Annotated in this window: 1 protein-coding gene; it reads right to left on the bottom strand. The window is 35.7% G+C overall.

Annotated elements, in window-relative coordinates; genetic code table 11:
- Positions 1 to 42 precede the first annotated feature (42 nt).
- A partial coding sequence (locus C6H22_RS08480; protein ID WP_104694821.1) for a ribonucleotide-diphosphate reductase subunit beta occupies positions 43 to 981 on the bottom strand: 939 nt, incomplete at its 5' end.

Genomic DNA, 981 nt, shown 5'->3' with positions numbered 1-981 from the left:
TCAAAATCTGTCCCAATTTTCACCTGCAGTGCATACAATGTTTTAGAAATCATCGAAATCTATACTCCCTTTTGCGTAATTTGTTACCTTAGCCTCAAAGAAATTCGTCTTTTGGTCATTAAAGCTACTAAATTGATCCACCCATTTGATAGGATGAGACACATTATAAAGCTTAGGAAATCCTACTCTATATAAACGCTCATCGGCAAGATATTGAATATATTGCCCTATAATCTCGCTTGTAAGTCCTAGAATCTGCCCTTGTGTTATGTATTCTCCCCACGCTGTTTCTACCTCTACTGCTTTTCTAAAAAGCTCTATGACTTCCTCTTCTAGACTATCTGTAAAGAGGTCATCGCGTTCCTTACGCAAAGAATTAATCATATTTTGAAACAATATAAGATGCGTAACTTCATCGCGTTGGATAAAACGTATCATTTGCGCACTACCTAGCATTTTACCACTGCGTGCCAATGTATAAAAATAACAAAATCCACTATAAAAATAAATCCCCTCTAAAATCTGATTGGCAAACATAGCTTTAAGAAGATTATGTTCTGTAGGATTTTTTGAAAGATCCAAATACACATTTGCAATATAATCGTTCTTGTGTCGCAACTGCATATCCACACGCCACATATTATAAATTTCATCAGTATTTGCTGAAATAGATTCTACCATTACTGCATAACTTTGAGAATGCAAAGCCTCCTCATACGCTTGACGCACAAGCACGAGATTTATCTCTGGGCTAGTCACATAAGGATTAACATTATCTATGAGATTATTTGTCTGCAATGAATCCATAAAAATAAGTTGCGCTAATGCCCTATCATAACCAAGCTTTTCTTGAGGCGTAAGACCTCCGTTATAATCCCGCTTATCGGCATTCATATTTACTTCTTCGGGAAACCAAGTATTTGCAAGCATTTTCTTCCATAATGTATATGCCCATTGATATTTGATTTTGTTAAGATCAAA

The sequence above is a fragment of the Helicobacter equorum genome (genome assembly GCF_900198655.1).
GTDB lineage: Bacteria > Campylobacterota > Campylobacteria > Campylobacterales > Helicobacteraceae > Helicobacter_F > Helicobacter_F equorum.
The sequence above is the reverse complement of the archived record's forward strand: the minus strand, read 5'-3'. Positions and strand labels throughout refer to the sequence as shown.